This window comes from Microvirga yunnanensis (assembly GCF_025460875.1).
This window is the reverse complement of sequence record NZ_JAMXFI010000040.1, coordinates 38,524-63,583: the sequence shown is the minus strand read 5'-3', so window position 1 is coordinate 63,583 and position 25,060 is coordinate 38,524. Positions and strand designations below refer to the sequence as shown.

General features: G+C 66.1%; 19 protein-coding genes and 3 pseudogenes. 11 read left to right on the top strand and 11 right to left on the bottom strand.

The features are described 5' to 3' along the window. A pseudogene (locus tag NF876_RS20045) lies at window positions 1-197 on the top strand (GTP cyclohydrolase II RibA); the annotation flags it as partial. Between the two features lie 146 nt (window positions 198-343). Then, window positions 344-2,026: an L-lactate permease gene (locus NF876_RS20040; protein ID WP_262270404.1), complete on the top strand. Its 1,683-nt coding sequence runs from the start codon at window positions 344-346 to the stop codon at window positions 2,024-2,026. Window positions 2,027-2,648: 622 nt separating this feature from the next. Here NF876_RS20040 and NF876_RS20035 read toward each other — a convergent pair. The 7 genes and pseudogenes from NF876_RS20035 to NF876_RS20000 all read right to left on the bottom strand — a co-directional run bounded on the left by NF876_RS20035 (window position 2,649) and on the right by NF876_RS20000 (window position 9,792). After that, window positions 2,649-3,816: pseudogene (locus tag NF876_RS20035) on the bottom strand (M20 aminoacylase family protein). A gap of 177 nt (window positions 3,817-3,993) precedes the next feature. Beyond that, window positions 3,994-5,205, bottom strand: a complete 1,212-nt coding sequence (locus tag NF876_RS20030) for a peptide ABC transporter permease (protein WP_262270403.1) — start codon at window positions 5,203-5,205, stop codon at window positions 3,994-3,996. Between the two features lie 159 nt (window positions 5,206-5,364). After that, window positions 5,365-6,255, bottom strand: coding sequence for a 3-hydroxyisobutyrate dehydrogenase (gene mmsB / locus NF876_RS20025; protein WP_262270402.1), 891 nt, complete (start codon window positions 6,253-6,255; stop codon window positions 5,365-5,367). Then, the gene (locus NF876_RS20020) at window positions 6,252-6,686 is read right to left on the bottom strand and encodes a DUF4267 domain-containing protein (protein ID WP_262270401.1); all 435 of its coding nucleotides are present in this window, start codon (window positions 6,684-6,686) and stop codon (window positions 6,252-6,254) included. The genes mmsB and NF876_RS20020 overlap by 4 nt, the downstream gene beginning before the upstream one ends. Next, complete coding sequence (locus tag NF876_RS20015) at window positions 6,683-7,054, bottom strand: DUF5367 family protein (RefSeq protein ID WP_262270400.1); 372 nt, start codon at window positions 7,052-7,054, stop codon at window positions 6,683-6,685. The genes NF876_RS20020 and NF876_RS20015 overlap by 4 nt, the downstream gene beginning before the upstream one ends. Further along, window positions 7,051-8,200, bottom strand: a pseudogene (locus NF876_RS43490) (isobutyryl-CoA dehydrogenase). Before NF876_RS43490 ends, NF876_RS20015 begins: the two are co-directional and overlap by 4 nt. Before the next feature lie 95 nt (window positions 8,201-8,295). Further along, window positions 8,296-9,792 carry a CoA-acylating methylmalonate-semialdehyde dehydrogenase gene (locus tag NF876_RS20000; RefSeq protein WP_262270399.1) on the bottom strand — a complete coding sequence of 499 codons (1,497 nt, stop codon included), beginning with the start codon at window positions 9,790-9,792 and terminating at the stop codon, window positions 8,296-8,298. Between the two features lie 118 nt (window positions 9,793-9,910). Here NF876_RS20000 and NF876_RS19995 point away from each other — a divergent pair, with 118 nt between their 5' ends. The 3 genes from NF876_RS19995 to NF876_RS19985 all read left to right on the top strand — a co-directional run bounded on the left by NF876_RS19995 (window position 9,911) and on the right by NF876_RS19985 (window position 12,590). Beyond that, complete coding sequence (locus NF876_RS19995) at window positions 9,911-10,801, top strand: LysR family transcriptional regulator (protein ID WP_262270398.1); 891 nt, start codon at window positions 9,911-9,913, stop codon at window positions 10,799-10,801. A gap of 224 nt (window positions 10,802-11,025) precedes the next feature. Further along, the gene (gene tal, locus NF876_RS19990) at window positions 11,026-11,997 is read left to right on the top strand and encodes a transaldolase (RefSeq protein WP_262270397.1); all 972 of its coding nucleotides are present in this window, start codon (window positions 11,026-11,028) and stop codon (window positions 11,995-11,997) included. A 5-nt stretch (window positions 11,998-12,002) separates the two neighbouring features. Next, complete coding sequence (locus tag NF876_RS19985; RefSeq protein WP_262270396.1) at window positions 12,003-12,590, top strand: cysteine hydrolase family protein; 588 nt, start codon at window positions 12,003-12,005, stop codon at window positions 12,588-12,590. A gap of 303 nt (window positions 12,591-12,893) precedes the next feature. Here NF876_RS19985 and NF876_RS19980 read toward each other — a convergent pair whose 3' ends face one another. From NF876_RS19980 to NF876_RS19970, 3 genes are all read right to left on the bottom strand, one after another. Beyond that, on the bottom strand, window positions 12,894-14,567 hold the full coding sequence (locus NF876_RS19980) for a thiamine pyrophosphate-binding protein (RefSeq protein WP_262270395.1): 1,674 nt from the start codon (window positions 14,565-14,567) through the stop codon (window positions 12,894-12,896). Between the two features lie 74 nt (window positions 14,568-14,641). Then, the gene (amaB, locus tag NF876_RS19975) at window positions 14,642-16,192 is read right to left on the bottom strand and encodes an L-piperidine-6-carboxylate dehydrogenase (protein ID WP_262270394.1); all 1,551 of its coding nucleotides are present in this window, start codon (window positions 16,190-16,192) and stop codon (window positions 14,642-14,644) included. Between the two features lie 207 nt (window positions 16,193-16,399). Continuing rightward, window positions 16,400-17,533 carry a saccharopine dehydrogenase family protein gene (locus tag NF876_RS19970; protein WP_262270393.1) on the bottom strand — a complete coding sequence of 378 codons (1,134 nt, stop codon included), beginning with the start codon at window positions 17,531-17,533 and terminating at the stop codon, window positions 16,400-16,402. Window positions 17,534-17,644: 111 nt separating this feature from the next. On the opposite strand from NF876_RS19970, the gene NF876_RS19965 reads away from it, so the two are divergent. Together NF876_RS19965 and NF876_RS19960 are read left to right on the top strand one after the other, a co-directional pair. Continuing rightward, window positions 17,645-18,076 carry an Lrp/AsnC family transcriptional regulator gene (locus tag NF876_RS19965; protein WP_262270406.1) on the top strand — a complete coding sequence of 144 codons (432 nt, stop codon included), beginning with the start codon at window positions 17,645-17,647 and terminating at the stop codon, window positions 18,074-18,076. After that, window positions 18,073-19,281, top strand: a complete 1,209-nt coding sequence (locus NF876_RS19960) for an NAD(P)/FAD-dependent oxidoreductase (protein WP_262270392.1) — start codon at window positions 18,073-18,075, stop codon at window positions 19,279-19,281. The genes NF876_RS19965 and NF876_RS19960 overlap by 4 nt, the downstream gene beginning before the upstream one ends. A gap of 63 nt (window positions 19,282-19,344) precedes the next feature. On the opposite strand, the gene NF876_RS19955 is transcribed toward NF876_RS19960, so the two are convergent. After that, window positions 19,345-20,055: a hypothetical protein gene (locus NF876_RS19955; RefSeq protein WP_262270391.1), complete on the bottom strand. Its 711-nt coding sequence runs from the start codon at window positions 20,053-20,055 to the stop codon at window positions 19,345-19,347. A gap of 207 nt (window positions 20,056-20,262) precedes the next feature. Between NF876_RS19955 and ugpB the strand changes: the two genes are divergently transcribed. The 4 genes from ugpB (at window position 20,263) to NF876_RS19935 (ending at window position 24,612) form a co-directional block, all read left to right on the top strand. After that, window positions 20,263-21,573, top strand: a complete 1,311-nt coding sequence (gene ugpB, locus NF876_RS19950) for a sn-glycerol-3-phosphate ABC transporter substrate-binding protein UgpB (protein ID WP_373371387.1) — start codon at window positions 20,263-20,265, stop codon at window positions 21,571-21,573. A gap of 123 nt (window positions 21,574-21,696) precedes the next feature. Next, the gene (gene ugpA, locus NF876_RS19945; RefSeq protein WP_262270390.1) at window positions 21,697-22,578 is read left to right on the top strand and encodes a sn-glycerol-3-phosphate ABC transporter permease UgpA; all 882 of its coding nucleotides are present in this window, start codon (window positions 21,697-21,699) and stop codon (window positions 22,576-22,578) included. Next, window positions 22,578-23,423 carry a sn-glycerol-3-phosphate ABC transporter permease UgpE gene (ugpE, locus tag NF876_RS19940; protein WP_262270389.1) on the top strand — a complete coding sequence of 282 codons (846 nt, stop codon included), beginning with the start codon at window positions 22,578-22,580 and terminating at the stop codon, window positions 23,421-23,423. The genes ugpA and ugpE overlap by 1 nt, the downstream gene beginning before the upstream one ends. A gap of 112 nt (window positions 23,424-23,535) precedes the next feature. After that, complete coding sequence (locus NF876_RS19935; RefSeq protein ID WP_262270388.1) at window positions 23,536-24,612, top strand: sn-glycerol-3-phosphate import ATP-binding protein UgpC; 1,077 nt, start codon at window positions 23,536-23,538, stop codon at window positions 24,610-24,612. Window positions 24,613-25,060 lie beyond the last annotated feature (448 nt).

Genomic DNA, 25,060 nt, shown 5'->3' with positions numbered 1-25,060 from the left:
TCGCCAAGGTCCGCCTCATGACCAACAACCCAGACAAGATCGCAGCGCTGACCAAGGCCGGACTCGAGGTCATCTCGGACCATCGGGTGCTGGGCCGTCCCACGGCCGAGAACGTCAGCTACCTGGCGGCCAAGCGCGACCGCGCCGGGCACTACATCGACCTTGAGGGCATGCTGGCCTGCTCGCAGAAGGATTAAGCGGTTGATACCGCACGATCTCCCCTAAAGGTCGTATTGTCGCAGTAGAACAATGTTCTAGCTTTTCCATGAGGCGGAAAGACCGCTCCGGCCCGACCGCCATGCCACGGGTGCCAGCAGGTGCTGGCGGGGTGAGGGAAAAGCTCATGTGGAGCCAAGTCTATAATCCATTCGGCAACGCGACGTTGTCGACCATTGCGGCGGCCATTCCCGTCGTTCTGCTTCTGGTGATGATCGCATCCGGCAAGGTGAAGGCCCATATTGCCGCGGTCGTCGCCCTTCTCGCGGCGATCGCCGTCTCGGTCTTCCTGTTCACCATGCCGGCCGGGCTCGCCACCCGTGCCGCCCTGTTCGGCGTCGCGACGGGCATGTTCCCGATCGGCTGGATCATCCTGAATGTCATCTTCCTCTACCGGCTGACGGTGGAGAGGGGATGGTTCGCAACGCTTCAGCAATCCGTCGGCGATCTCACGACGGACCGCCGCCTCCAGCTGCTGCTCGTCGCATTCGCGTTTGGTGCCTTCTTCGAAGGCGCGGGCGGCTTCGGCACGCCGGTCGCCGTGACGGGCGCCATTCTCATCGGGCTCGGGTTCTCGCCCCTTGCAGCCTCGGGCCTGTCATTGATCGCCAACACGGCGCCGGTGGCCTATGGCGCCCTCGGCGCTCCGATCCAGGGTCTGGCCTCCGTGACAGGATTCGACCCTTACGTCCTCGGCGCGATGGTCGGGCGCCAGTTGCCGTTCTTTTCGCTGATCGTGCCTTTCTGGCTGATCTGGGTGTTCGCCGGGTTCCGGGGCATGCTGCAGGTCTGGCCGGCCATCCTGGTCTGCGGCGTGTCCTTCGCCATTCCGCAATTCCTGATCTCCAACTACATCAATCCCTGGATCGTCGACATCGGCGCGTCCCTGATCTCGATGGCCTGCCTCGTGGGCTTCATGCGGGTCTGGCGCCCGAGGGAGGTCTGGACGTCTCCGGCGCTGCGGACCCATGACATCTCGGCCGGCACCATGACGCAGCCCGCATCGCTGGGCGCCGGCGCCGCCCCTGTGGCGCCCAAGGCGAGCCGCGACGAAATCATCCGGGCCTGGGTGCCGTGGATCATCCTGTCGGTGATCGTGGCGATCTGGGGCACGGGCTGGTTCAAGGCGCTCGTCAACCCGATCTTCACCTGGAGCTATCCGATTCCGGGCCTGCACAACATGGTGCAGAAGGTTGCGCCCATCGTGGCCAATCCAACCGCGGAACCGGCCGTCTTCGCCTTCACATACATGTCCTACACGGGCACGGGCGTGCTGATCGCAGCCATCATCGCGGGATTCGTCATGGGCTTCTCGCCCCTGAGGCTCGTCACGGCCTGGTTCGAGACGATTTGGGTGCTGCGCTACTCTCTCATCACCATCGCGGCGATGCTCGCGATCGGCACGCTGACACGCTTCTCGGGCGTCGATGCGACGCTTGGCCTCGCCTTCGCCGGCACGGGAATTCTGTACCCGTTCTTCGGCACCCTGCTCGGCTGGCTCGGCGTCGCCCTGACGGGTTCCGACACGGCCTCCAACGTGCTGTTCGGCGGATTGCAGAAGATCACCTCGGAGCAACTCGGGCTCTCGCCCATCCTCATGGCGGCGGCCAATTCGTCCGGCGGCGTGATGGGCAAGATGATCGACGCGCAGTCCATCGTCGTGGCGTCGACCGCGACCAACTGGTTCGGCCACGAGGGAAGCATCCTGCGTTTCGTATTCTGGCATTCGATCGTGCTGGCCTGCCTGGTCGGCGGCCTCGTGATGCTGCAAGCCTATGTCTCGCCGTTCACGGACATGGTCCTGCACTGACGGGCAGCGAGAGACAAAACGAGAGCGCCGCCGGATCGTTTCCGGCGGCGCTCTCTTGTGGAGCGGCTTAGCGCATCGGACGGAAAAGTGGACCCCGGTTTGGGATCGGATCCGATGCTCACATCCTGAAGCGGCGCATCGTCCGGAACCCTGTCTTGATCGCTCGGCCCGATGGTCACCCCTTCGTGGTCACGGGCCCGTCCGATCCACCACCACGTCATCACCGGGCTTGTCCCGGTGATCCCGCTTCTGTGAAGCGCCGCGCTCTCCGGATCGGGATGGCCGGCACAAGGCCGGCCATGACGTGTGGAGGGTATCATCACCGGGTCACGCTACCCGCCCTGTCATCACCCGCTCTCACCATCCTCCCACGTCACCACCGGGTTCGATCCCAACCTGGACCCGCTTTTTACGTCTGAGGCCCTAGAGCATCGGACGGACCCAGAGGGCCGCGTCAGCGACCCGAAGGGCCAAGCCAGTGACCCGAAGGGCCGCGCCAGCGAAAAGTGGATCCGGTTTTCGCTGGCGCGGCTCGCTGGGTCCGTTCTGACCGATGCTCTCATCCAAGAAGAAAGCATCGGATGGATCCCAAAAGTGCAAGTCCGCTTTTGGGTCCGATGCTCTAGCGCGCCGGCATGCCGGTCTCGATGATCTTCGCCCAGAGCGAGACGCCGTAGGGGCTCGCCTCGTCGTTGAAGTCGTAGGCCGGGTGGTGGACGCCCGCCGTATCCCCGTTGCCGAGGAAGATGTAGGCGCCGGGGCGCTGCTCCAGCATGTAGGAGAAGTCCTCGGCCCCCATGAGCGGCAGCACCGTCGTGTCCACGGCGTTCTCGCCCGCGACCGCGCGGGCGACGCCCGCCATGAAATCGGTCTTGTCCGGATCGTTCATGGTCACCGGGTAGCCGCGATCGTACTCGACCTCGGCCTTGGCGCCGAAAGGCGCAGACATTCTCCACGATGGCGCGGATGCGCGTTTCGGCGAGGTCGCGGACCTCGGGCGAGAGGGTGCGCACGGTGCCGAGCAGCATCGCCGTCTGCGGAATGACGTTGAAGGCTTCGCCCGCCTTCACGGTGCAGACGGAGACCACCACGGAATCGAGCGGATCGGCGCTGCGCGACGCGATGGTCTGCAGGGCCGTGATCACATGGGCCGAGATGACGACCGGGTCGATGCAGTCGTGCGGTCGCGCCGCATGGCCGCCCTTGCCCTCGATGGTGATCGTGAAGCGGTCGGCCGCGGCCATCATGGCGCCCGGCCGGATGGCGAACTGGCCCACGGGAACGCCCGGCATATTGTGCATGCCGTAGACCTCGTGCACGCCGAAGCGCTCCATCAGGCCGTCCTTGAGCATCTCGTTGCCGCCGCCGCCGCCCTCTTCCGCCGGCTGGAAGATCACCACGGCGGTGCCGTCGAAGTTGCGTGTCTCGGCGAGGTACTTCGCCGCCCCGAGGAGCATCGCCGTGTGGCCGTCATGGCCGCAGGCATGCATCTTGCCCGGCACCTTGGATTTGTGAGGAACGTTCGTCGCCTCCTCGATGGGCAGCGCGTCCATGTCGGCGCGAAGGCCGATCACCTTGCCCGAATTGTTCGAGCGCCCCTTGATCACGCCGACGACACCGGTTCGTCCGAGGCCGGTCACGACCTCGTCGCAGCCGAAGCTCTTCAGCTTCTCCGCCACGATGCCGGCGGTGCGATGGACGTCGAACAGGAGTTCCGGGTTTTCATGGAAGTCACGACGCCAGGTGGCGATTTCATCGGCAAGGTCGGCGACGCGGTTGATGATCGGCATGAACGTTCCTCGGGTTTGGGAATCCGCAAGCCGTCAGCGAAGCAGAGGCGAGGCCGCTTCGTCAATCCTTCTGCGCGCGATGCCCGAGAGCATTTTTCGGTCAAGTGGATCCGGTTCACCGCAAGAGAATGCGGCACAACGCAGACGAGACATGATTCCACGCCAGTGGAAACGGCTCTAGGCCATGCGGTGCAGAACGGCCTTGGGGCGCTTCGTGCGAAACTGTCCCCGCTCGATGGCCACGAAGATCAGCACCAGGGCCACGAGCGCGGTGAACCACCAGACCTGTGTGGTGCCGATGCCGAGACATCCCAGGGCGTAGGCGCAGGCGAACGCGGCCATGATGCCGGGCGCCACGCTGGCGCGGTGGCCTCTGGCGCTGACGACCGCCTGATACAGAAGCACGGACCCGGCCACGGCACCCACGAGGCCGAGCTCATACCAGATCTCGAACAGGAGCGTGGACGGTGCGCTGGGCGGCATCAATCCGAGGAAGCGGCCACGCAGGGCCGTCTCCAGGCCATGTCCCGTCAGCAGACGCAGCGGCTCGCCGAGAATGATCTGGCGCCACACCTCGAGGGCGAGGGTCGTGGGAGAGGTCGGGCCGAGCAGGTTCGTCGCAAGCGGCTTCAGGAGGAAGGGCAGGACCGGAGCGAACAGCAGGAGGCCCGCCATGACGAGGCCGGTCAGGCGCGGTCCGAAGACCGGATTCCATGCGGTGACGACGAACACGACGGCGCCGGCGACCAGGCCATAGAGGGGCAGGCCGTCCCGCGTGAGGAGCGAACAGACCGCGACGGCGAGCGCCAGCCCGAGGGCTTCCAGATTGCGGCCGCGGGAATGAAGCCACGCGATGGCCGGCCAGAGGAGCAGAACGAGCATCAGCATGCCGCGCTCCAGGCTCAGACCTTCCGGGTCGATGGTGCTGCCGCCGGTGAGCGCCAGGAAGACGGCAATCAGGGCCGCGAGTCCGACCCCGACCGGCAGAAGATAGAGATTGGCCGAGCGCATGCGCTCGGGAACGGCGAGATAGCCCCCCAGCCCCATGAGGATCATGCCTGTGATGTTGAGGAGCCGCTCGGAGGCCTGAGGCAGAAAGGGCGTCCACAGCAGGGACAGCCCGGCCCAGAACAGCAGAACCAGCCCGGCGATTCCCCCCGGGGACGTGGCAAGGGCCGTCAGCTTGTCCCAGGCATGCTTCGCGCTGCCGTCGAGCACCGACGCGAGGACGAGGAGGATGACCGCGAGAGGCGCCATCACCACGAGCGCGCGGCGCGTGAACAGAGCCGCCAGAGGCACGGCGAAGAACAGGATCGCGAAGCCGAGACGCCGCAGCATGGCGGCGGCATCGGCCGAGGGATTGGCCGCTTGGGAGACAGGACGGATCATGCGAGCAGGCAATCAGCGGTTGAATGTTCAGGAGATGGAAGCCTAACGGACCACGGGGCCGAATGCTGTAGGTGCAATGCAACACATCATTGTCTTTGTGGCCTCTTTCTTCGCCATGTCATGGCCGGGTTCGCTCCGGCCATGACATGTGGCCAGCCGTCAATCCTTCTGTCCGCGGATGAAGTTGATGATGCCGGAGAAGTCGTCGCCCTCGTGGCCGGCCTTGTTGAACAGGGCATAGAGCTGGGCCGCCTCCGCCCCCAGGGGCGTGGAAGCGCCCGAGGCGAGCGCGGCCTCCTGGGCGAGTTTCAGGTCCTTGAGCATGAGGGCTGCCGCGAAGCCCGGCCTGTAGCCGTTGTTGGCCGGCGAGGCCGGCACCGGGCCCGGCACCGGGCAATAGGTGGTCAGCGACCAGCATTGGCCCGAGGACGTGGAGGCGACGTCGAACAGCGCCTGATGCGACAGCCCGAGCTTCTCGCCGAGCACGAAGGCCTCGGCCACGCCGATCATCGAGATTCCGAGGATCATGTTGTTGCAGATCTTCGCCGCCTGGCCGGCGCCCGCCTCGCCGCAATGGACGACCTTCTTGCCCATCCGGGACAGGATCGGCTCGGCCCGGTCGAAGGCATCCTTCGCGCCGCCTGTCATGAAGGTGAGCGTTGCGCCCTTCGCGCCTCCGACGCCGCCGGACACCGGCGCGTCGAGGCTCGCGAGGTTGCGCCCCTGCTCGCGCGCCATGCCGTGCACCTTGCGTGCGCTCTCCACGTCGATGGTGGAGCAGTCGATCAGCAGCGCACCCTCCTTCACCGAAGGGAGAATGTCGGTCCAGACGGCGAGCACGTGCTTGCCGGCCGGCAGCATGGTGACGACGATCTCCGCGTCCCGCACGGCATCGACCGTCGATCCGGCGATGGCCACGCCGTCGCCGCGGGCCTGATCGCAGGAGGCCGGCGACAGATCGAACCCGGTGACGCTGTGACCGGCCTTGACGAGGTTGGCGGCCATCGGGCCGCCCATGTTGCCGAGGCCGATGAAGGCGATGGTGGTCATGAAGATCCTCCCTTGTTGTGATGTGACGCCCGGCCGAGAAGCCAGAACGAGCCGGCCGCCATGACGAGGCCGCTGCCGGCATGAATCAGGAGATGGCCGGGGCTCTCGAAACCCCGTGCGAGAAAGACGAGAACCATGTCGCCAGCCGGAATGAGAACCGTGAGCCCGAGCACCGTGCCGACGATGCGTTGCGTCGCCAGACGCGCCAGGGCGGCGAGATAGGTCCCGAAGGCGAGATCGCGCAGCCCGATGGCCGAGACGTAGGCCAGATCCGAGCCCTCAGGAGCGGCGATCCCGAACAAAGCCGCGCCGGCACGCGGCGCAAAGACGAAGAGGAGCCCCAGCAGGACGAACACTCCCGCCAAGGCGGCAACGAGCCAGGTGCTCGGCTCCCGCCAAGGCAGCCCCGAAGATGCGTCCCGGCCCGTCATGGGCGTCGCGCCACCCAGAGGGCTCCGGTGAGCGCGAAGCCGTAGAACCACAGCATCAGCGAGCCGAAGACCTTGTCGAGGGCCGGGTCGAGCTGCGGAAAGAACACGGCGAAATGCGATCCCACAGCGGCCATGACCAGCATGCCCGGCACGGCCGTCAGAGCCATGGCATGGCCGGCTTCCTTGCGCGGCACCTGCAGGATACGGCCGATCATCAGGCCGAGGCCCGATCCCAGCACGGCGCCTGCGGTGAAGTTGAGCTGGAACGGGCGCCGCCCGTCCTGGAAGAACAAGGGTCCCGCCAGCCAGAACAGCGCCAGGATCGCCGCCGCGATGCCGACGCCGAGGCCGAGCGACCGCACCATCATCGATTGCCGCGCCCCACCAGATCGCGCGCCACGATCAGTCGCATGATCTCGTTGGTGCCCTCGAGAATCTGATGCACGCGCAGGTCGCGCACGATCTTCTCGACGCCGTAATCGGCCAGATAGCCGTAGCCGCCGTGGAGCTGCAGAGCGTCGTTCGCCACCTGGAACCCCACGTCGGTCGCCATGCGCTTGGCCATGGCGCAGAGCTTCGTGGCATCGAGCGCCTTGGCATCGAGCGCAGAGGCTGCGCGCCACAGGAAAGTGCGCGCGCATTCGAGCTCGGTGGCCATGTCGGCGAGCTTGAACTGGAGCGCCTGGAAGTCCCCGATGCGCTTGCCGAAGGCCTTGCGGTCCGCCGTGTAGGCAAGCGCCTTGTCGAGCGCCGCCTGAGCGCCGCCGAGCGAGCAGGCGCCGATATTGAGGCGTCCGCCGTCGAGGCCCGACATGGCGATCTTGAACCCCATGCCCTCGTCGGACAGGCGGTTGGCGACAGGCACCCGCACGTCCTCGAAGATCACCGCGGCGGTGGGCTGCGCGTTCCAGCCCATCTTCCTCTCCTGCGCGCCGAAGGACACGCCCGGCATGTCCTTTTCGATCACGAGGGTCGAGATGCCGGACGGGCCATCCTCGCCCGTGCGCACCATGGTGACGTAGATGTCGGAGGTGCCGGCGCCGGAGATGAACTGCTTGACGCCGTTGACCACGTAATGGTCGCCGTCGCGCACCGCTTTGGTCTTCAGCGCGGCCGCATCGGAGCCCGAGCCCGGCTCGGTCAGGCAGTAGCTCGCGATCAGCTCCATGGTGACGAGGCGCGGGATGTAGCGCTGGCGCTGCTCCTCGGAGCCGTACCGGTCGATCATCCAGGTTGCCATGTTGTGGATCGACAGATAGGCCGACACGGCCGGGCAGCCGGTGGCGAGCGCCTCGAAGATCAGCGCCGCGTCGAGGCGCGTCATGCCCGATCCGCACGTCGTCGCGGGTGTAGATCGCCGCCATGCCGAGGGCTGCCGCCTCGCGCATCACGTCCACGGGAAAATGCTTCTTCTCGTCCCATTCGAGGGCGTGAGGAGCAAGGTTGTCCGCCGCGAAGGCCAAAGCCATGTCGCGGACGGCGATTTGATCGTCGGTGAGGGAGAACTGGGTCATGGTCCTCAATCGTCATGGCGCCGGAGGTTGTGCACCCCGACTTTGGATCTAGAAACACAATGGCCGGGAGCGAGCCCCCGGCCATGCGTGCCGACTTACTTCATCGTCGGAATGGAGAATTCCGCCCCTTCCTTGATGCCGGACGGCCAGCGGGAGGTGACCGTCTTGGTCTTGGTGTAGAAACGGATCGCATCGGGCCCGTGCTGGTTGAGGTCGCCGAAGCCCGAGGCCTTCCAGCCGCCGAAGGTGTAGTAGGCGAGCGGCACCGGGATCGGCACGTTCACGCCGACCATGCCGACATTCACCTTGGCGGCGAAGTCGCGGGCGGCGTCGCCGTCGCGGGTGTAGATCGCAACGCCGTTGCCGTATTCGTGCTCGGAGGGCAGCGCTAAGGCCTCGTCGTAGTTCCTGGCGCGCACCACCGACAGGACGGGGCCGAAGATCTCCTCCTTGTAGATGCGCATGTCCGGCGTCACCTCGTCGAAGAGGCAGCCGCCCATGTAGAAGCCGTTCTCGTAGCCCTGCATCTTGAAGTCGCGCCCGTCGACCACGAGCTTGGCGCCTTCCTGCACGCCGAGATCCACGTAGGAGCGCACCTTGTCGAGGTGTGCCCGGGTGACGAGCGGGCCGAAATCGGCCGACGGATCGGTGGAGGGGCCGACCTTCAGGCTCTCCACGCGCGGGATCAGCCTGTCCATGAGCGCATCGGCCGTGGCCTTGCCGACCGGCACCGCCACCGAGACCGCCATGCAGCGCTCGCCGGCCGAGCCGTAGCCGGCGCCGATAAGGGCGTCCGCCGCTTGGTCGAGATCGGCGTCGGGCATGATGATCATGTGGTTCTTGGCGCCGCCGAAGCACTGGGCGCGCTTTCCGTGCGCCGTGGCGCGGGAATAGACGTATTGCGCGATCGGCGAGGAGCCGACGAAGCCCACCGCCTTGATGTCCGGATCGTCGAGGATCGCGTCCACCACTTCCTTGTCGCCGTTGACCACGTTGAGGATGCCGGCCGGCAGGCCCGCCTCCAGCATCAGTTCGGCGAGGCGCATCGGCACGCCGGGATCGCGCTCGGAAGGCTTCAGGATGAAGGCGTTGCCGCAGGCGATGGCCGGCGAGAGCTTCCACAGGGGGATCATGGCCGGGAAGTTGAACGGCGTGATGCCGGCAACGACGCCGAGCGGCTGGCGGATCGAATACATGTCGATGCCCGGGCCGGCGCCTTCCGTGTACTCCCCCTTCAGGAGATGCGGAATGCCGGTGCAGAACTCGGCCACCTCGACGCCGCGCTGGATGTCGCCCTTGGCATCGGGAATGGTCTTGCCGTGCTCGCGGGCGAGCATGTCGGCGAGCGAATCGGTCTCCTTGGCGATGAGCTCGAGGAACTTCATCATCACGCGGGCGCGGCGCTGCGGGTTGGTGGCGGCCCAGGCCGGCTGCGCGGCCTTGGCGTTCTCCACCGCCTGGCGCAGCTCATCCTTGGAGGCGAGCGCCACCCGGCCGAGGACCTCGCCGGTCATGGGCTGGAAGAATTCGGTGGTCCGTCCCGACTGGCCGGGAACCTGCTTGCCGCCGATGAAATGTCCGACCTCGCGCATGGCGTTTCCTCCTCAAGGATATCTTTTCGTGAGCCTCTTCTATCATTGTTGAAATCGCACGACTATGGGTGAAACCGAAGCACCGTTGTGCGAAAACGCCAATGTGTCCGGGGGCGGCATGAGCGCATTCGATTGGGACGACCTCCGCTTCTTCCTCGCTGTCGCCCGCGCCGGCCGACTCACCGTGGCGGCGCGCCAGCTCGAGGCCGACCATACCACCGTGTCCCGGCGCATTTCGGCCCTCGAAGCGGCCCTGAAGGCCAAGCTGTTCGAACGCAGCCCCCAGGGCTACACCCTGACCGAGCAGGGTGAGCGGCTCCTGAAGCATGCCGAAACCATGGAGACCCAGGCCCTCTCCGTGGCGAGCGAGCTCGGCGGCGCGGATCTCGCACTGTCGGGCACCGTGCGCATCGGCGCGCCGGACGGGATCGGCACCTATTTCCTCGCCCCAGAGCTCGGGGCCCTGGCCGAGCGCCATCCGGGCCTCACCCTGCAGCTCGTGGCGCTGCCGCGCACCTTCTCGCTCTCCAAGCGCGAGGCCGATATCGCCGTGACCCTGGAGCAGCCGACCGAAGGGCGCCTCGTGTCGCGCAAGCTCACCGATTACCGCCTGAGGCTCTATGCCTCGCAGGCCTATCTCGACCGGCACGGGCCGCTGACGGAGCTCGCCGACCTGTCCGGCAAGACCCTCGTCACCTATGTGGCGGACCTGCTCTACAGCCCGGTGCTCGACTACTTCTCCGCCCTGGAGAAATACACCGCTCGCCGGTTCGAGTGCGCCAGCGTGGTGGCGCAGGCCGAAGCGGTTCGCGCCGGCGTGGGCATCGGCATCCTGCATGACTACGCGGTCCGCCAGTTCCCGGAGCTCCGGGTCGTGCTGCCCGAAGTGTCCTACCTGCGCACCTACTGGCTGGTCACCCATGCGGACGTGCGGTCCCTGCGCCGGGTGGAGGAGGTCTATTCCTTCATCCTGAGCCGGGTCCGGGCCAACCGGGGGCTGTTCGTGTGAGAGGCTGCTTCCTGCCGCTACGTCATCACCGGCCTTGTGCCGGTGATCCCGATCGTTCGGCGCGCCGCGTATTTCTGAATCGGGATGCCCGGGACAAGCCCGGCCCCAACGGGGAGGTTTGATCGTCAGGGTGACGGAAAATGGGTGTCACAGTCTCAAGGGCTTCACGTCGCCTTGTTATGGGACTAAGTCAGACCCAAAGGACAAACCCACGGAGATCCCCGATGCCCTCCAAGCTCGACCAATTGCGCGCCATGACGGTCGTCGTCGCCGACACGGGCGACCTCGACGCGGTGCGCCGCCTCAAGCCGCAGGACTGCACCACCAACCCGACCCTCCTCCTGAAGGCGGTCGAAATTCCGGCCTATGGGCACCTCCTCGAGGAGGCCCTCGCCTGGGGCCGCAAGCAGGGCGGTGCCCGCGAGGCCGTGGTGGCGGCGATCTGCGACCGGCTCGCTGTCGCCTTCGGGGCCGAGCTGGCCGGGATCGTGCCGGGCCGGGTCTCGACGGAGGTGGATGCCGACCTGTCCTTCGACACGGACGCCACCGTGAAGACGGCGCGGAGCATCATCAAGGACTACGAGGAGCGCGGGGTCTCGCGCGAGAAAGTCCTGATCAAGATCGCCTCGACCTGGGAGGGTATCCGCGCGGCCGAGATCCTCCAGAAGGAAGGCATCGACTGCAACCTCACGCTCCTGTTCTCCCAGGTTCAGGCCCAGGCCTGCGCGGAGGCGGGCGTGTTCCTGATCTCCCCCTTCGTCGGCCGCATCCTGGACTGGCACGTGAAGGCGGGCGGCGGGCCCTATACGGGCGAGACCGATCCGGGCGTGGTCTCGGTGCGCAACATCTATGCGTCGTACAAGGCGCAGGGCATCAAGACCGTCGTGATGGGCGCCTCCTTCCGCAATATCGGCGAGATCGAGGCGCTGGCCGGCTGCGACCGCCTCACCATCTCGCCCGCGCTTCTGGACGAGCTGGCGAACGCGCAGGGCGAGTTGCCGCGCAGGCTGTCGCCGGACGATGTGGAGACGATCCAGCCGCCCGCCCGCCTCGACGAGAAGAGCTTCCGCTTCGCCCTGAACGAGGTCGCCATGGCGACCGAAAAGCTCGCCGAGGGCATCCGCTCCTTCGTGAAGGATCTGCGCTCCTTGCGCACCCTCGTGGCCCGGCGCCTCGAGGAAGCCAAGGCGGCCTGATCGCGATGGCGAAGGCTCTCGTCATCATCGACGTGCAGGCGGGAATTCGTCCCGCCAAGGGCACGGAGCGTCCTGCGGTGCGGCAGCGCTTCGACGAGGTGCGACGCCGGATTTTCGGGCTCGTGGGCGAGGCCCGGCGCCAGGGTGTGCCGATCATCTTCGTCCAGCATGCCGGAGAGCCTGGGCATCGTCTCGAAACCGGCACGCCCGGCTGGGAGATCTGCGGGGATCTCGGCCGGACGGCCGACGATCTCGTGGTCGGCAAGACGGCCTGCGATTCCTTCTACAAGACGGATCTTCAGGCGGTTCTTGCAGGCCGGGGCGTCAGGCATCTCGTCGTCGCCGGTCTCATGACGCAGTACTGCGTCGACACCACCTGCCGGCGCGCCGTGAGCCTCGGCTATGACGTCACGCTCGTGGCCGACGCCCATACCACGGCCGACATGCCATCGCTGATCGTCGATCACCACAACACTCTGCTCGACGGGTTCGATGCCGGAAACGCCGCGATCCGGGTCAGGCCGGCGAGCGAGGCCTTCGAGGCTGCGATGGAATCGTGCCCGGGCCGCGCAGCGAAGGCCGGGAACGGCTGACCGGAGATCTTCGATATCTCACAGCTTTATGGCCGGACTCATCCCGGCCATCTTAAAGCATCGGACCCAAAAGTGGACTTGCACTTTTGGGATCCATCCGATGCTTTCTTCTTGAACGAGAGCATCGGTCAGAACGGACCCAGCGGGCCGCGCCAGCGAAAACCGGATCCACTTTTCCGTCCGATGCTCTAGCGCGGTGGGGCGCGGCGCTTCAGGCAATCGGGATCACCGGGACAAGCCCGGTGATGACGTGCGTGTGAGTTCCCGGCCGGACTTGGTCCGAGGCCTTTGCAAGGACGGCGCCTACTTCTTCCCGGCCAGCGCCTTGTCGCGGATCGACGAGAGCGACATGGTGGGCGTGATGACTTCCGGGTCGATGATGCAATGGAGGATCGCCGGCTTGCTGGAGGTGAGCGCACGCTGCAGGGCGGGGCCGAACTCCTCCGTGTTCGTCACCCGCTCGCCATAGCCGCCGAAGGCCTTGGCGTAGGCCGCGAAGTCGGGGTTCTTCAGCATGGTGGCCGAGACACGGCCGGGATATTCCCGCTCCTGGTGCATGCGGATCGTGCCGTACATGCCGTTGTCGAGCAGGATCACCAGGATCGGCAAGTCGTACTGCACGGCGGTGGCGAATTCCTGCCCGTTCATGAGAAAGTCGCCGTCGCCGGCGAACACCACCACGGGGCTGTCGGGCCGGATGCGCTTGGCGCCGACCGCGGCGGGGACGCCGTAGCCCATGGAGCCGGACGTGGGCGCAAGCTGCGTGCCGTACTCGCGGAAGGGCCAGAAACGGTGCACCCAGGTGGCGAAATTTCCGGCGCCGTTGCAGAAGATCGTGTCGGACGGCATCACCTTGCGCAGGTGAGCCATCACTTCGCCCATCTGCAGGCCGCCGGCGGTGCGGATGGCGCTCGGATCGCTCCAGGCCAGATAGTCCGCATGGGCGGTTTGCGTGCCCTCGCTCCAGGGCAGAGAGGCCGGCGGATGCACGCCTTCCAGCGCCGCCGTGAAGGCGACCGGCGAGGCGTTGATGGCAAGGTGCGGAGCATAGACGCGGCCGAGCTCGCTCGGATCTGGATGGACATGCACCAGGGTCTGCTGCGGCGCGGGAATGTCGAGGAGCGTATAGGCCTGGCTCGGAACCTCCGACAGGCGTCCGCGCAGGACGAGGTCGGCCTCCTTGATGCGCGCGAGAAGCTTCGGATTCACGCCAAGGCCGAGGTCGCCGATATAGGAGGCATGATCGGCCGGAAACAGCATCTGGCGGCGGAACGTGCAGGCGACGGGCAGCTCGAAGCGCTCGGCGAAGCGTACGAAGCGCTGGACGGCGACCTCGGACCAGCGGCTGCCGCCGAGAAGGGCGATCGGCTTCTTCGCGCCGTGCAGCAGCTTCTGCAGCTCCGCCATCTGCGTCAGTCCCGGATGGGTCTCGATGACCTGGTAGCGCGGCGCGTCGGCGACCGCGGCCATCTCGGTGAGAACGTCTTCCGGCAGCGCGATCACGACCGGACCGGGGCGGCCGGAGGTCGCCACATGGAAGGCGCGCGAAAGGATCTCGGGGAAGCGTGCCGGATCGTCCACCTCGGTGGCCCATTTGGCGAGCGGACCGAAGGCTGCCCGGTAATCGAGTTCCTGGAACGCCTCGCGCTCGCGCATGCCGCGCTCGATCTGGCCGACGAACAGGATCATCGGGGTGGAATCCTGCTTGGCGATATGGATGCCGGGCGAGGCGTTCGTTGCGCCGGGGCCGCGGGTGACGAAGCAGATGCCCGGGCGTCCGGTGAGCTTGCCGTAGGCCTCCGCCATCATGGCGGCGCCGCCTTCCTGGCGGCAGACCGTCACGGTGATGTTCGCATCGTGCAAGGCGTCCAAGGCGGCCAGATAGCTCTCGCCCGGCACGCAGAAGATGTGATCGACCCCATGCAGGTTAAGCTGATCGACAAGAATCTGGCCGCCGGTGCGGGAGGGCGCTGTCATGGAAGGCTCGTGAATTAAGAGGGTCGACAACAAAACGGAGGGCTAGTGCCCTCCGCTCGATGAGTTTGACAGGATCAGGCGTCGACGTCGAACTTCACGCCCTGGGCGAGCGGAAGCGTGGAGCCGTAATTGATCGTGTTGGTGGCGCGGCGCATATAGGCCTTCCAGGCGTCCGAGCCGGACTCGCGTCCGCCGCCCGTTTCCTTCTCGCCCCCGAAGGCTCCGCCGATCTCGGCGCCCGAGGGGCCGATATTCACGTTGGCGATGCCGCAATCGGAGCCGACGGCCGACACGAAGGCCTCTGCCTCGCGCAGGTTGAGGGTGAAGATCGACGAGGAGAGACCGGCACCGACCGCATTGTGCAGCTCGATCACCTGGTCGAAATCCGAGTAGCGCATCACGTAGAGGATCGGCGCGAAGGTCTCGCGCGTCACCGGGCCGGTCTGGCTCGGCATCTCGACGAGCGCAGGACGGGCATAGAAACCGTCATTCGCCAGGTCGGTGTAGCGTCCGCCGCCATGCACCTTGCCGCCGGCCGCGCGGGCCTCGTCGAGGGCGCGCTCCATACCGTCGAAGGCCGCCTTGTCGATCAGCGGCCCGACCAGCGTGCCCTCGGTACGCGGATCGCCGATCTTTACGCTGCCATAGACCTTTGCGAGGCGCGGCACGAGCTGGTCGTACACGCTGTCATGCACGAAGAGACGGCGCAGGGTCGTGCAGCGCTGGCCCGCCGTGCCCATGGCGGCGAACGCGATGCCGCGCAGGGCGAGATCGAGGTCGGCCGAGGGCGCCACGATGGCGGCGTTGTTGCCGCCGAGCTCCAGGATCGCCCGGGCGAAGCGCTCGGCGAGCTTCGGGCCGACCTGGCGGCCCATGGCGGTGGAGCCGGTGGCGGAGAGAACCGGCACGCGGCTGTCCTCGACGAGAACCTGGCCGACCTCGCGGCCGCCCAGAATCACCTCGCACAGGCCCTCCGGCACGCCGCCGAAGCGCTTGGCGGCGCGCTCGACGATGGCGTGCGTGGCGAGCGCCGTGAGCAGGGTCTTCTCGGAAGGCTTCCACACCACGCTGTCTCCGCACACGAGGGCGAGCGCCGCGTTCCAGGACCACACGGCCACCGGGAAGTTGAAGGCCGAGATGACGCCGCAGATTCCGAGCGGATGCCAGGTCTCCATCATGCGGTGATCGGCGCGCTCGGTCGCGATGGTAAGACCGTAGAGCTGGCGGGAGAGGCCGACGGCGAAGTCGCAGATGTCGATCATCTCCTGAACCTCGCCGAGACCCTCGGACACGATCTTGCCCGCCTCCAGGGTGACGAGGCGGCCGAGATCGTCCTTGGCGGCGCGCAGCTCCTCGCCGAGCAGGCGGATGAACTCGCCGCGCCTGGGTGCCGGGACCTTGCGCCAGGCCTTGAAGGCGGCATCCGCCCGGCCGATGGCGGCCTTGGCCTCCTCGGGCGTGGTCTCGCGCACATGGGCGATCACTTCGCCGGTGATCGGCGACCGGGCCGGACGGCCGGCGGCCGCGAAGGCGCTCTCCGGCACGCCGAGGCGCGCGAGAATGGCGCGGGCCTCGTCCGCGACGGAGTCGGGCGTTGAGGATACGGGTTTCAGGCTCGCGGTCATGGTGGGTCTCCCTCGGTGCGGGCTTGGGCACATGCCGGCCCGCCACCTTCGCTTGTCGTTGAAACGAAACGACGGCGGCTTTCATGCCACCGTCTTAATGCATGACCGGACGCGCTGGGAACTGCTTTTCCCGAATAGGGTCATGCCAAATGGTCAAGAACTCGGAACGCTCCCGCTTCCCGTGAAGCGGGAGCCCAGTCCAGTTCCTCATGCCGCCGAGTCGAGGCGGATGTTCTTCGCGGCCGGCTCGTGGCCCTCGTCCAGGCGCTCGCCCGCATAGACGCGGCCGAAACGATTGGCCAGGAAGGTGTCGAGATCGATCTCCTCCTGGCGCACGAAACCCTGTTTCGGCAGCTTGCCTTCCACGAGCAGGTCGAGCATGGCGCAGATTCCGGCCGCGGTGGTGACCTGAATGGCCGTGCGCTGGACGCCGGCGACCTTCTGGCCGTAGACGCTGCGGGCATAGGTTTCCTGCACGTAGCGTCCGCCGCGCTCGCCGGTCACGGTCACGAAGACGATGACCATGTCCTGCATGGTGGCCGGAACCGCATTCTCCAGGATGTCCTTCAGGATCTCGCGGCGGTTGCGCAGCTGCAGGTCGTTGAGGAGGACCCGCATCAGGGCGCAGTGGCCGGGGTAGCGGATGGTCTTGTAATTCAGGTTGCGCACCTTGCCTTCCAGCGTCTCGCACAGGGTGCCGAGACCGCCGGAGGTGTTGAAGGCCTCGTAGCGGGTGCCGTCGAGGGAGAACTCCTCGAGCTCCTCCATGGCCGGAACCTCGCGCAGTTTGCCGTCGACCACCGCCTCGCAGCGCTCGATATACTCGTTGATGACGCCGTCCGTGCTCCAGGTGAGATTGTAGGACAGGGCGTTCGACGGGTATTGCGGCAGGGCGCCGACGCGCAGGCGCACCGTGTCGAGCTTGTCGAAGCGGCGCGCGATGTCGTGCGCCACGATGGAGATGAAGCCGGGGGCGAGGCCGCATTGGGGGATGAAGGCCGTGGCGGCGCCCTCGGAGAGCTCCTTCACCATGCGGGTGGTGGCCACGTCCTCGGTCAGGTCAAAATAGTTGACGTCCGCGAGGCGGGCCGCCTGGGCCACGTGGCCGGTCAGGTGATAGGGGGCGGCGCTCAGGACCGCGAAATGGCCCTTGAGCGCATTCTGGAGGGCGACCGCGTCATTGAAGTCGAGCTGAAGCGTCTTCACCCCATCCTTGGCGACGGCCTCGAGGGCGGCGTCCGAAGCGTCCGCGACGGTGACGCTGTAGTGGCCGGTCTCGTGAAGCATGTCGACGATGGTGGAGCCGATCTTGCCGGCCCCGATGACGAGGATCGAGTGCATGGAAATCTCCCTGTGGTTCTCTCAGAAAACGGCAAAGCCGTGCAGAACGCCATGGACAAGCTGACGAAAGGACGGGTAGTTTTCGGCATATTGCCATTTCGATTGGTCACAATGATGCTCGACGCCACCGATCGTGCCTTGATTGCGCTCCTGCGGGAGAATGCCCGGATCGGCCATGCGGAGGCGGCGCGACGGCTCAGGCTCTCCCGCACCACCGTGCAGGCCCGGGTCGAGAGCCTGGAGCGCCGTGGGGTGATCGCCGGCTATACCCTGCGCCTTGCCGAAGAGGTCGCGAGCCGCATGGTGAGGGCGCACGTGACCATCGTGGTGGCGCCCAAGGCCTCCGGCGGCGTGGTCTCGGCGCTGCAGCGCATGCCAGAATTGCGCGCGCTTCATTCGGTCGCGGGTGTATTCGATCTTCTGGCGGTGGTAGAGGCTGAGGACGTTCCCTCCCTCGATGCCGCCATCGACAGGATCGGCGCCCTCGACGGGGTGGAGCGCACGCAATCCTCCATCATTCTCTCAACGAAATTCGAACGATGACCTCTTCAGTCTCTCTTTCCGCCGATGTCGTGATCGTCGGCGGCGCCGTCATGGGCTCCTCCGCGGCCTATCACCTGCTCGCCGATTCCGGCTTCAAGGGACGCGTGGTCGTCATCGAGAAGGATCCGACCTACCAGCTCTCCGCCTCGGCCCTGTCGGCGGCCTCGATCCGCCAGCAATATTCCAGCGCGGTGAACATCCGCATCTCGCTCTATGGAATCCAGTTCCTGCGCGGCATCGCCGATCACCTGACCGTCGACGGCGACCGGCCGGAGATCGGCCTGAAGGAAGGCGGCTATCTCTATTGCGCGTCGGAGGCCGGCGCCTCGATCCTGGCGGAGAACCAGGCGCTCCAGGCGGCCGAGGGGGCGGACATCCTGTTCCTGAACCCGTCCGCCCTGAAGGAGCGCTTCCCCTGGCTCAACGTGGAGGACCTGGCGGCGGGCACCTGGGGGCGTTCGGGGGAGGGCTGGTTCGACGGCTGGGGCCTGCTCCAGGCCTTCCGCAAGAAGGCCCGTGCGCTCGGCGCCCAATACGTGAAGGGCGAGGTGGCCGAGGTCGAACGGGACGGCCGCGCGATCGTCGCGGTGCGGCTGAAGGACGGCACCCGCATCCCCTGCGGCACGCTCGTCAACTGCGCGGGCTCCGGCGGACGCGCCGTGGCGGCCATGGCCGGGCTCGACATTCCGGTCCAGGCCAAGCGCCGCTACGTCTTCACCTTCTCCTGCAAGGAGCGGGTCGAGAACTGCCCGCTGCTCATCGATACCTCCGGCGCCTATGTGCGGCCCGAAGGGGAGGGGCATTTCATCTGCGGCGCCTCCCCCGAGGCGGATCTCGATCCCGACTGGTCCGACGAGGATCCGGCCAGCCAGGAGATCGATCACGCGTTTTTCGAGGAGTTCATCTGGCCGAACCTGGCGAACCGCGTCCCGGCCTTCGAGGCGATCCGGCCGGGCCGGGCATGGTCCGGTCCCTACGACATGAGCCTCCTCGACCACAACGCGATCATCGGCCAGGCCGGCGAGCTCGCGAACTTCTACCTCTGCAACGGCTTCTCCGGCCACGGCCTGCAGCAGGCCCCGGCGGTGGGCCGGGGCCTGGCCGAGCTGATCGTCCACGGCGGCTACCGGACGCTCGATCTGTCCGAGCTCGGCTACGAGCGCGTTCTCGCCAATCGTCCGCTGCTCGAACGCAACGTGATCTGAGCCACGGCCCGGAACGGGCCTGCCCCTTTCGGGGTCCTTGCTCTCGGTGCTTTAGAGACCCGTCTAGTCGGCGGTGCGATAGGCCCAGATCCGGCCGCCCCGATTCATGTGGCGCTGCATCAGTCCGGGCTGGTCCGCATCGGGCCGGGTGTCGACGGCAAGCTCGTTGACACCCTCCCGGTCGGCCCGCTCCTCGGCGCGGCGCGCGCCGGTGCCGACCGTCGTGCCCGAGCCCTGGTCGGTCTGGGCGAACGCGTCCGTCCTCAGGTCCGCGGTGCCGAGATCGTCCGAGCCATCCGCCATGAGGCCCATGCCGGGCAGCGTGCCCGTGGTGGTCGTGCCGGCGCCCGATCCGCCGGTGATCCCGGCCGCCAGGGGCGCCCCCGTATCGGCTCCCGCCCGGTCGGACCCGCTCCCCTCGAGCCATTCGCGGCTGCTGCCGTCGAGGTCGACCGGATCGAACATCTCCAGCACCCGCACGGCCTCCTCGACATTGTCCCGGTCGACCTGAGCGGCGATCAGGACGCAATGCCTCCGCAGGCCCTGCTCGAAGAGGCGCTTGTCGGAGTCCGGCAGGTTCAGGTCGTGCAGCGCGTCGAGGGTGTCGTCCCGGGCCGACAGGCTGCGGAAGCCGGAGATCGACGAGATCTCGCGGGCCTCCGCATTGCCGGCGGCGACGATTCGGTTCTGGGCGATGCCCATTTCCAGCAGGGATTGCAGGGCTTGGTGGGCCTGGGCGGGATCCCTGAACAGGGCGGCGATCATCTGGGGCATGGGTTTCTTCCGTTAAGTTACTCCCTCAACGAAGAGGTGTTCCGGGCTGTTCCCGACATCGGCCGTTAAGTCTTTTGGATGAAAGGGCTTCCATTTTGAAGCCGGCTATGATTGTCATGTTTTCGTCATAGAAACGTCATCCGGCCTTAATGCCGGGGTGATGAACGACAAGAACGTCCCCGACGGGATGACATGGGAGAGATTACTATGATGAAGAAGTCCCTCCTCGGCGCTCTGGCCATCGGCCTGGCGACGAGCACCTCCGCCTTCGCCCAGACCGAGATCCAGTGGTGGCACGCCATGACGGGTGCCAATAACGACGTCGTGAACCGTCTGGCGGACGAGTTCAACAAGTCCCAGAACGAATACAAGGTCGTCGTCAGCTACAAGGGCCAGTACGCCGACACCCTGAACGCCGGCATCGCCGCGTTCCGCGCGGGCAACGCTCCCCACATCCTGCAGGTTTTCGAAGTCGGCACGGCGACCATGATGGGCGCCCGCGGGGCGATCAAGCCCGTCTACCAGCTGATGGCCGAAGCCGGCGAGAAGTTCGACCCGCAGGCCTACCTGCCGGCGATCACCGGCTACTATTCCACGGCGAAGGGCGAGATGCTGTCCTTCCCGTTCAACTCCTCCTCGATGGTCATGTGGATCAACAAGGACGAGCTGAAGAAGGCGGGCGTCAACGAGATCCCGAAGACCTGGCCGGAAGTGTTCGAAGCCGGCAAGAAGCTCAAGGCGGCCGGCCACGACACCTGCGGCTTCTCGAACGCCTGGGCGCCCTGGGCCAACATCGAGCAGTTCTCCGCCTGGCACAACATCCCGATGGCCACCAAGGCCAACGGTCTCGACGGCTTCGACACGGAGATGAAGTTCAACTCTCCGGCGCACGTGAAGCACCTGCAGAACCTCGTCGACCTGCAGAAGGACAAGACCTACGACTATTCGGGCCGCGACTCGAAGAGCGAAGGCCGCTTCACCTCGGGCGAATGCGCGATCTTCCTGACCTCGTCGGGCTTCTACGGCAACGTGAAGGCCAACGCGAAGTTCGACTTCACGTCCGTGCCGATGCCCTACTACCCGGACATCCAGGGCGCTCCGCAGAACTCCATCATCGGCGGCGCTTCGCTGTGGGTCATGGGCGGCAAGAAGCCTGAAGAGTACAAGGGCGTGGCCAAGTTCTTCACCTTCCTGTCGGACACCGACCGCCAGGCCAAGCTGCATCAGGAATCGGGCTACCTTCCGATCACCAAGGCAGCCTACGAGAAGACCAAGGCTTCGGGCTTCTATGAGAAGAACCCCGTCCTGCAGACCCCGCTGCTGGAGCTGACCAACAAGGAGCCGACCGAAAACTCCCGCGGTCTGCGCTTCGGCAACATGGTTCAGATCCGCGACGTGGTGTCGGAAGAGATCGAGGCTGCCCTGGCCGGTCAGAAGCCAGCCAAGGACGCTCTCGACTCAGCCGTGACGCGCAGCAACCAGATTCTGCGCCAGTTCGAGCGTTCCGTCAGCCGCTAAGCGATCTGACCGCACGACTTTTCATCCCGGGCGGCCCCGCTGCCCGGGATGATCTTATGGATCACCTTCGCAGACCGGTTGCCGCCGCCATCTGCCCCCATCATCCGGACAGCCGTAATCGCGATGGAAAAACGAGCTCATTTTTCAGGTTGGACGCTGCCACTTCTGCTGATCGTTCCGCAGATGGCGATCACCATCATTTTCTTCTATCTGCCTGCATCGCAGGCCATCTGGCAGTCGTTCCTGCGGGAAGACGCCTTCGGTCTCAGCTCCGAATTCGTCGGCTTCGAGAACTACAGCTCCGTGTTCGAGCAGCCTGAATATTATCGGGCCATGGTCACGACGGTGATCTTCTCGACCCTGGTGGCGTTCTTCTCCCTCGCAGTCGCGCTCCTTTTCGCCACACAGGCCGATAAGACCCTGCGGGGCGGCCACGCGTTCAAGACGCTGCTGATCTGGCCTTATGCGGTGGCTCCCGCCATTGCGGGCGTCCTGTGGATGTTCATGTTCCACCCGACGCTCGGCACGCTCGGACGCCCGCTCAACATCATGGGATTCAACTGGAATCCCATGCTCGACGGCAAGGACGCCATGATCCTGCTCGTGCTCTCCGCCACCTGGAAGCATGTCAGCTACAACTTCCTCTTCTTCCTCGCCGGCCTGCAGGCGATTCCGAAAAGCGTGATCGAAGCTGGCGCCATCGACGGCGCAGGGCCCATACGCCGCTTCTGGACGATCATCTTCCCGCTGCTGTCGCCGACTACCTTCTTCCTTCTCGTCGTGACCATCGTGTACGTGTTCTTCGAGACGTTCGGCATCATCGATGCCGTGACGGGCGGCGGTCCGGCCGGAACGACCACGACCCTCGTCTACAAGGTCTATGCGGACGGCCGGTCGGGTGGCGATCTCGGCCTGTCGGCCGCCCAGTCGGTGGTCCTCATGGTCATCGTGATCGCGCTGACCGCCATCCAGTTCCGCTATGTCGAACGCAAGGTACAGTACTGATGGTCGAGAACCGTCCCTTTAGAGACTTCATGGCCTATCTGACGCTGGTCATCGGCGTCATCCTGGTGGCCTTTCCGGTCTATCTCGCGATCATGGCGTCGACCTTCGACACCGCCACCATCATCAACGGCAACATGCCGCTGACCCCGGGCGATCAGACGCTGGAAAACTACTCCCGGGCGCTGTTCTACGGGGGCAAGACGGCTCGCGAGCCGGTGATGGGCATGATGATCAATTCCATGATCGTCGCGCTGGGAATCGCATTCGGGAAGATCCTGATCTCGATCCTGTCGGCCTATGCGGTGGTGTATTTCAGGTTCCCGTTCCGCAGGACGGCGTTCTGGGTCATCTTCATCACCCTGATGCTTCCGGTCGAAGTGCGTATCTATCCGACCTACAAGATCGTCGCGGATCTGGGCCTCCTTGACACCTATTCCGGTCTCATCCTGCCGCTCATCGCGTCGGCGACCGGCACGCTCCTGTTCCGGCAGTTCTTCATGACCATTCCCGAGGAGCTTCTGGAAGCCTCGAAGATCGACGGCGCGGGCGCGTTCCGCTTCTTCAAGGACACGCTGCTTCCGCTTTCCATGACAACGATCGCGGCACTCTTCGTGATTCAGTTCATCTATGGATGGAACCAGTATCTCTGGCCGCTGCTGATCACCACGAAAAGCTCGATGCAGACCATCGTCATCGGCATCAAGAAGATGATCACGACCACCGATGCGCTCACGGAGTGGAACATCGCCATGACGACGGCCGTGCTGGCGATGGTGCCGCCGGTGCTGGTCGTCATCTTCATGCAGAGGCTCTTCGTGAAGGGTCTGGTCGAAACGGAGAAGTGACGCGGGAAACGCGCAGGGCCCTTCCGTTTCGGCGGAGGGGCTCCTTCTCACATCATCGAAATTTTCGCCTGCGGCCCAGGGCGGCGCGGGCAACGATAAAAGGAACGAAACGATGGCAGGGGTCACACTCGATACCGTCAGGAAGATCTATGCGGGCAATGTGGAGGCCGTGAAGGGCGTCTCTCTCGGAATCGAGGACGGCTCCTTCTGCGTCCTCGTCGGCCCGTCCGGCTGCGGCAAGTCCACGCTGCTCCGGATGATCGCGGGCCTCGAGACGATTTCCGACGGAGAGGTGAAGATCGGCGACCGGGTCGTGAACCAGGTCGAGCCGGCCGATCGCGACATCGCCATGGTGTTCCAGAACTATGCGCTCTACCCGCATATGACCGTCTACGACAACATGGCCTATGGCCTGAAGAACCGCGGCACGCCGAAGGACGAGATCGAGAAGCGCGTGAAGGAAGCGGCCCGCATCCTGGCCATCGAATCCTTCCTCACCCGCAAGCCGCGACAGCTCTCCGGCGGCCAGCGCCAGCGCGTCGCCATGGGCCGCGCCATCGTGCGCAAGCCCCAGGTGTTCCTGTTCGACGAGCCGCTCTCGAATCTCGACGCCAAGCTGCGTGTGCAGATGCGGGTCGAGATCAAGCGCCTGCAGAAGGCTCTCGGCGTGACGTCGATCTACGTGACCCACGACCAGGTCGAGGCGATGACGCTCTCCGACAAGCTCGTGGTGATGTCCGGCGGTCAGATCGAGCAGGTCGGCACCCCGTCGGACGTCTACCGCCGGCCCGAGACCCGGTTCGTCGCCACCTTCATCGGCTCGCCGCCCATGAACATCCTGCCCGGCAAGGTCGAGGGGCCCGGCCGGGTGTCGGTCGGCGGACAGGTGATCACGGTCACGGACATGCGCGACGGCCTTACGCCGGGCTCTGCCATCGAGGTGGGCCTGCGTCCGGAGGACGTCCAGGCGGGCGGCGCCGGCTCGAGCTCTCTCTCCATGGATGTGGACTTCGTGGAGGAACTCGGCGCGACCCAGCTCTTCCACGGCAAGGTCGCGGGCGCCGACTTCGTCGTTCAGGCCTCCACCGGTCAGATCCCGGCCGAGACCCGCCGGCTGACCCTGTCGGTCGACCCGGCCAACGTCCATCTCTTCGACCCCCAGACCACCCGCCGTCTCGGCAAGGCCTGACCTCCCGGCCGCCGAGCCGGCCGTCATGGAGACCAGGGGCCCCGGGCTTTGAGCTCGGGGCCCTTTCGCCGTGCGGGCGCCGTCATGCCCCTCGCCCCGTCTCCACCCTCATCGCGAGGCGGGCCGCAGGCCCGTCCCGAAGGATGGCACCCGTGCGCCCCGGAGGGAAGGGTAATGGCCAGGGGCGTCGGTTGCGCGCCACGGGACCGGCTTCCTCGGCGCGTGCTGGCACGCTCCACGTCATGGCTGGCCCTCAACGTCATCACCGGCCTCGTGCCGGTGATCCCGATGACTTGGAACGCCGCGCTTTTCGGATCGGGATGGCCGGGACAAGCCCGGCCATGACGTGCGGAGGGTGTCAGTGCCGGACCGGGTGTTCACCCTCCACGCCATCACCGGGCCTGTCCCGGTGACGACGTCGAGGCGGTTGCACGGCGTTCGAAGCCTG

Excerpts from the sequence above, each read along its gene's own strand:
- NF876_RS20040 (WP_262270404.1), top strand. The coding sequence starts at position 344 with ATGTGGAGCCAAGTCTATAATCCATTCGGCAACGCGACGTTGTCGACC.
- NF876_RS20030 (WP_262270403.1), bottom strand. The coding sequence starts at position 5,205 with ATGATCCGTCCTGTCTCCCAAGCGGCCAATCCCTCGGCCGATGCCGCC.
- mmsB (WP_262270402.1), bottom strand. The coding sequence starts at position 6,255 with ATGACCACCATCGCCTTCATCGGCCTCGGCAACATGGGCGGCCCGATG.
- NF876_RS20020 (WP_262270401.1), bottom strand. The coding sequence starts at position 6,686 with ATGACGGGCCGGGACGCATCTTCGGGGCTGCCTTGGCGGGAGCCGAGC.
- NF876_RS20015 (WP_262270400.1), bottom strand. The coding sequence starts at position 7,054 with ATGATGGTGCGGTCGCTCGGCCTCGGCGTCGGCATCGCGGCGGCGATC.
- NF876_RS20000 (WP_262270399.1), bottom strand. The coding sequence starts at position 9,792 with ATGCGCGAGGTCGGACATTTCATCGGCGGCAAGCAGGTTCCCGGCCAG.
- NF876_RS19995 (WP_262270398.1), top strand. The coding sequence starts at position 9,911 with ATGAGCGCATTCGATTGGGACGACCTCCGCTTCTTCCTCGCTGTCGCC.
- tal (WP_262270397.1), top strand. The coding sequence starts at position 11,026 with ATGCCCTCCAAGCTCGACCAATTGCGCGCCATGACGGTCGTCGTCGCC.
- NF876_RS19985 (WP_262270396.1), top strand. The coding sequence starts at position 12,003 with ATGGCGAAGGCTCTCGTCATCATCGACGTGCAGGCGGGAATTCGTCCC.
- NF876_RS19980 (WP_262270395.1), bottom strand. The coding sequence starts at position 14,567 with ATGACAGCGCCCTCCCGCACCGGCGGCCAGATTCTTGTCGATCAGCTT.
- amaB (WP_262270394.1), bottom strand. The coding sequence starts at position 16,192 with ATGACCGCGAGCCTGAAACCCGTATCCTCAACGCCCGACTCCGTCGCG.
- NF876_RS19970 (WP_262270393.1), bottom strand. The coding sequence starts at position 17,533 with ATGCACTCGATCCTCGTCATCGGGGCCGGCAAGATCGGCTCCACCATC.
- NF876_RS19965 (WP_262270406.1), top strand. The coding sequence starts at position 17,645 with ATGATGCTCGACGCCACCGATCGTGCCTTGATTGCGCTCCTGCGGGAG.
- NF876_RS19960 (WP_262270392.1), top strand. The coding sequence starts at position 18,073 with ATGACCTCTTCAGTCTCTCTTTCCGCCGATGTCGTGATCGTCGGCGGC.
- NF876_RS19955 (WP_262270391.1), bottom strand. The coding sequence starts at position 20,055 with ATGCCCCAGATGATCGCCGCCCTGTTCAGGGATCCCGCCCAGGCCCAC.
- ugpB (WP_373371387.1), top strand. The coding sequence starts at position 20,263 with ATGATGAAGAAGTCCCTCCTCGGCGCTCTGGCCATCGGCCTGGCGACG.
- ugpA (WP_262270390.1), top strand. The coding sequence starts at position 21,697 with ATGGAAAAACGAGCTCATTTTTCAGGTTGGACGCTGCCACTTCTGCTG.
- ugpE (WP_262270389.1), top strand. The coding sequence starts at position 22,578 with ATGGTCGAGAACCGTCCCTTTAGAGACTTCATGGCCTATCTGACGCTG.
- NF876_RS19935 (WP_262270388.1), top strand. The coding sequence starts at position 23,536 with ATGGCAGGGGTCACACTCGATACCGTCAGGAAGATCTATGCGGGCAAT.